The organism is Streptomyces niveiscabiei (genome assembly GCF_001419795.1).
In the GTDB taxonomy this organism is placed as follows: Bacteria; Actinomycetota; Actinomycetes; order Streptomycetales; family Streptomycetaceae; genus Streptomyces; species Streptomyces niveiscabiei.
Genome location: NZ_LIRL01001215.1, coordinates 1 through 4,694, shown reverse-complemented (window position 1 = coordinate 4,694; position 4,694 = coordinate 1). Strand labels below are relative to the sequence as shown.

3 protein-coding genes are annotated in these 4,694 nt (G+C 75.0%); all 3 read right to left on the bottom strand.

What is annotated here, in order from left to right; translation table 11 throughout:
- Positions 1-1,666: 1,666 nt before the first annotated feature.
- The gene (locus AOK24_RS42250; RefSeq protein ID WP_055725176.1) at positions 1,667-3,013 is read right to left on the bottom strand and encodes a vWA domain-containing protein; all 1,347 of its coding nucleotides are present in this window, start codon (positions 3,011-3,013) and stop codon (positions 1,667-1,669) included.
- 81 nt (positions 3,014-3,094) lie between these two features.
- On the bottom strand, positions 3,095-4,318 hold the full coding sequence (locus tag AOK24_RS42245) for a PP2C family protein-serine/threonine phosphatase (RefSeq protein WP_055725177.1): 1,224 nt from the start codon (positions 4,316-4,318) through the stop codon (positions 3,095-3,097).
- Between the two features lie 3 nt (positions 4,319-4,321).
- Positions 4,322-4,694: tetratricopeptide repeat protein (locus AOK24_RS42240; protein WP_276206896.1), on the bottom strand; the 373-nt coding region annotated here is incomplete at its 5' end.

The following is a 4,694-nucleotide window of genomic DNA, read 5'->3' as shown; positions in this document are numbered from 1 at the left end:
GCGTGAAGGGTCGCCGAAGGGGGTGGGGGCGCCGGGGCCACCGGGACTGCTCTGGCCTCCGGGGCCGCCCTGGCCACCCGGTCCACCGGGCGCGCCGAATCCGCCGGGGGCGCCCGCCGGGTTGCCGTCGCGGCCGGGGAACTGTCCGCCGGGGCCCGGGCTCGTGGTGTCCCGGCCGCTGAACAGTCCTGCGGGGGCGCCGGAGCCGCCACGGCCGGTTCCTTCGCGTCCGCCGAAGGGTCCGCCGGGGCCGTTGGGGTCCGAGGCTTCGCGTCCGCCGAAAGCGCCGGGCTCGGAGCCCTCGCGTCCGCCGAAGCCACCGGCTCCGCCAGGTCCGCCGGTCCCCGGCGACCCCTCCCGGCCCCCGAAGGCACCGGGACCGGTCGACCCTGGGGCCCCCGTCGCCGTACCGGCGTCGCGGCCGAAGCCGCCGCCCGAAGTCGGCGGGGGGCCTCCCGGCCGTCCGCCGAAGGGCGGTGCGCCGGCGGAACCCGAGGGCTCGCTGCCGAAGGGAATCGGTTCGGCGGGACGGTTCACGCGGGACGGGCTGGAGCCCTGATAGTCGAAGGAGTCGCCGCTGCCGAAGGAGGGCGAGGGGTAGCGCGCGCCGGCGGGACCACCGGCGCCGCCGGGGCCCTCGGGTGCGCCGGAACCGCCGGGCCCACCGGAACCGCCAGGCCCACCGGGGCCGCCGAAGTTGCCGGGGCCGCCGGTCGTGGGCGGACCGCTGTAGCCACCGCCGGGCGCACCGGAGCCTTCGGCCCCGCCGAAGTCACGAGCCCCACCGGGACCGCCGGAGCCGCCGAAGTCACCCGCGCCGGGTCCGCCCCGTCGGCTGGAGTCCCCGAAGCCGCCGGGCCCTCCGGAACCGCCGAAGCCGCTGCCGCCACCGGGTCCTCCGGAGCCGCCGGGCGCGCCGGGACCACCGGGCGCACCGGAGCCACCGAAGCCGCTGGACCCGCCGGGCCCACCGGAGCCGCCAAAAGCACCCGAGCCGCCAGGGCCACCGGAACCGGGACCACCGGCACCAGGGCCACCGGCACCAGGGCCGCCGAAGTCACCCGTGCCAGGCCCGCCCCGTCGGCTGGAGTCCCCGAAGCCGCCGGGCCCCCCGGAACCGCCGAAGCCGCTGGAGCCGCCAGGTCCACCGGGAGCCCCAGGCCCACCGGGCCCACCGGGGCCGCCAGGGCCTCCAGGTCCACCGGGTCCACCGGGCCCGCCGAAGCCCCCCGCTCCTCCCGCCCCTCCGAACCCGCCGCCCGGCGAGTTCGACGGGCGAGGCGCGGCCGGGGTGTACGACGTAGCCGTGTTCGTCAGGAAGTTCCACCGGCACTCTTCGCAGAACGGAGCGCCCCCTTCGCGGGGCGTCCGGCACTGCGGGCACAGCTCGGCCTCCTGGCCGGGTACGGGGGAGAGGTGGCGTCCGCCACCGGGGCCTCCGCCCGCGCCGGGACCGCCGGGACCGCCGGGCTGGCCCGGCGGTCCCGGCGGTCCGTAGCCGCCCGGCGGCGGAGGCGGCGGGGGTGGGGGCGGAGGTACGGCACCGGCCATGCGGTGACCGCAGACCTCGCACCAGTCGTCGGAACCCGACTGGTGTCCGTTCGGGCAGGTCGGCATGTCGGCGCGTCCCCCTTTCCTTACCTGTGTCGCTCGGTGTCGGTCCGTGTCACTTCTTTACACGGACAGTCTTTGTGGACCGGGTTTCGAGAGTCATCTCGTCGGCCTCGGCGACCTTCGCCTTCAACCGCACAGTACCTGTCGTGGCATCGACCACGTCCACCACCTTCGCAAGCAGTTTCGCAGTATCCGCGTTCCCCGAGACACTCGCGAGCTGGACGGCCCGGCCGAGTTTGGCCGTCGCCCCGTCCATATCGCCCGCTTTGCGCAAGTCCAGCCCCTGTTGGATGACTTGGGCGAGTTCGGCCTGTCCGGTGTAGTGCGCGACCTGCGGATTGATGGACGTGGAGGCGGTCATGTCGTCGGTCCACACGGCCCTCACCAGCCCTTGCGCGCCGAGGCTTTGCATCGATCCGTCCGCCTGCGGTACGAGGAGCGAGACGCGGGCGGCGAGCATCTCCTGACCGAGTCCGGCACCCGGCACCTCCACGCAGACGTGGTAGTCGCGGGACTCGTCTCCCCAGGATCCGGTGGGGTAATCCCCGGACCGGGGACCGGACTCGGTACGCCGCGAGGTCAACTCCTCCACGGTCGGCGCGACTTGCTTGACGAACTTGACCGTCGTGCCGACCGGCGTCCACAACCGCAGGGCCACGTCGGCGACTTCCTTGCCCATCGCCGTCTCCATCATGTGCGTGAAGTCGGCGGAGAGGCCCGCGGGGTCGGCGACGATGTCGGCGCTGCCGAGCAGGGCGGAGGCGATGCCTGTGACTTCTTTCACTTCCCAGTCGGTGCCGACACCGCGTGCGTCACACGTGAACCGGCCCGCGCAGTGGTCGAGGGTCGCCCTGAGCGCCTCGGGCTCCTCGTGCTCGTTGCGCCCGTCGGTCAGCACGATGCCGTGCCGGATCGCGACGTCCGCCGAGGACAGCAGCTGCTCCGCGAGCCGCAGCCAGGTCCCGATCGCCGTACCGCCCCCGGCGCTGAGCCTGCGCAGCGCCTGCTTGGCCTGCTCGCGGGTGGTCGCGTCGGCGACGGCGAGGCGCCCGGCGCCGGGGTACACCTCTTTCGCGACGTGCGTCCCGGCGATCACCGCGAAGTGCACGCCGTCGCGTACGGCGTCGATCGCCGCGGCCGTCGCCTCGCGGGCGCCGCGCATCTTCGTCGGCGGGTAGTCCATCGACCCCGAGCAGTCCACCATGATCGCCACGGCGGCGGAGGGGCCCTGCGCCGGTGAGTAGAGGTGCGGCGAGGCGACCGCGCCGCCGATCGTGCCGCCGCCGGTCGAGGTGACCGTGACGATCGCGTTCACCTCGCGACCGCCCTCGGGCAGGTACTCGTTCTGATAGACGTCCACCGCGAATTGCGGCACGTTGGATTTCGAAAAGTTGGCCATACTGCTCAAATCCCCCTGTGAACACAGCACATGACGGAGGTGGACCCGGCCCCCACCGGGTACCCGCCTCGGACCGATACCTCAGACCGATCCTGCCCCCGTCGCCGCCGCCGGGAACGGCACGACCGCCACTGTTACGTTGTCGTGGCCCCCACCGTCCAGCGCGTGACCGACCAGCACCCGCGCGCTGTGCAGCGGACGCGCCGCCGCGTCGAGCGGCAGCACCCGCGCCATCTCCTCCGCCGCCTCGGCGTAGTTCCACAGCCCGTCCGTGCACACGACGACCACGCCGGGCCGGTCGGGCTTGAACGACGCGGTGTGCGGCTCCAGTTCGTACGCGTCCGCGCCGAGCCACCCGGTGATCGCGTGGGCGCGCTCGTCGGCGTACGCCTCGGCCTCGTTCATCAGGCCCGCTGCGACCATCTGCGCGGCCCACGAGTCGTCCTCGGTGAGCCGGGCGGCCGGCGTCGAACGGTCGGCGGGCACCCAGTACGCCCGGCTGTCGCCGACCCAGCCGACGACCAGCAGGCCGGGCGTCACGACCGTACCGACGATCGTGCAGGCCGGGGCGTTCTGGTGCGGGGAGTGCTCGCGGGCGCCGCCGTCCTCGTCGGCCAGCGCGTTGACCGCGCGCGCGGCGGCCACGATCGCGTCGTGCAGGGCCTGTTGGGGGTGCGTGCCCTGCGGGAGCGCCGCGAGGACCGTGTCGTGCGCGGCCCGGGCGGCGGCCTCCGAGGCGTCGTCCGGGCGGGTCGCCGAGGAGACGCCGTCGCAGACGATCGCGACGCTCGCCGCGGCGCCGTCCGGCAGGACGGCCGTACCGACCGCGAACGCGTCCTCGTTGCGGTGGTGGCGCAGCCCCCGGTCGCTGACGGCGGCCAGCGGGCCGGACTCCCGTTCCATGTGGTCGCGTTCACGGGGCTGGGCGTGGCCGCAGTTCTCGCAGTAGCCGTCGCCGTCGACGCGGCCCGCGCGGCAGGCGACGCACACCAGCGCGGCCTCGGCGGCGGCGCGCGGGTCGGGGGCCTGGAGGGGGTACTCCTCGGGCTCCGGCGCCTGCGGGCGGTCCGGTGACTGCGAGAGGTCCGGTGTCTGCGGTCGGTCCGGTGTCTGTGGCCGGTCGAAGCGCACGCCCGAGCCGTTCAGGGGCAGCGTCGGATGGTCGTCCGGGCGCGGCGGCACGGCCGACAGGTCGTATCCGCACGCGCCGCAGTAGCGGTCCCCCGACTCCAGGGGCTCCGCGCAGCTCGGGCACGTCGGCAGGGCTGCCGTGGGGGGCGTGTGCGGCGGGGGCATCTGCGACATCAACTACACCCATGTCCGGGGGCGGTAACGGTTGGCTCGTTCCACCAGGTCGATCCTCTCCTCACCGGCGGTGGCCAGCCGGGCCAGCGCGCGGTACGAGCGCTCCAGGCCGAAGCGCAGGCCCCGCTCGTCGAGGTCGCTGCCGAGCAGCGTCCGCGCGGGCGCCGGGTCGCTGCCCCGGCCCCCGGAGAGTACCCAGTCGAGGGCGCTGCCGAGGACTTCCGCCGACAGCCGCTCCCGCCGTTTCGGGTCAAGGCCGTACGCGTCCAGCGCCTCGACCTGCGCCGCCGCGGCGGTGAGGTCCTGGAGGAAGGGTACGTCGCCGCTGCCCGCCGTCCGCTGCCGCAGCCGCGCGCGGACCGCCGCGACCCGCGCC

Excerpts from the sequence above, each read along its gene's own strand:
- AOK24_RS42245 (WP_055725177.1), bottom strand. The coding sequence starts at position 4,318 with ATGTCGCAGATGCCCCCGCCGCACACGCCCCCCACGGCAGCCCTGCCG.
- AOK24_RS42250 (WP_055725176.1), bottom strand. The coding sequence starts at position 3,013 with ATGGCCAACTTTTCGAAATCCAACGTGCCGCAATTCGCGGTGGACGTC.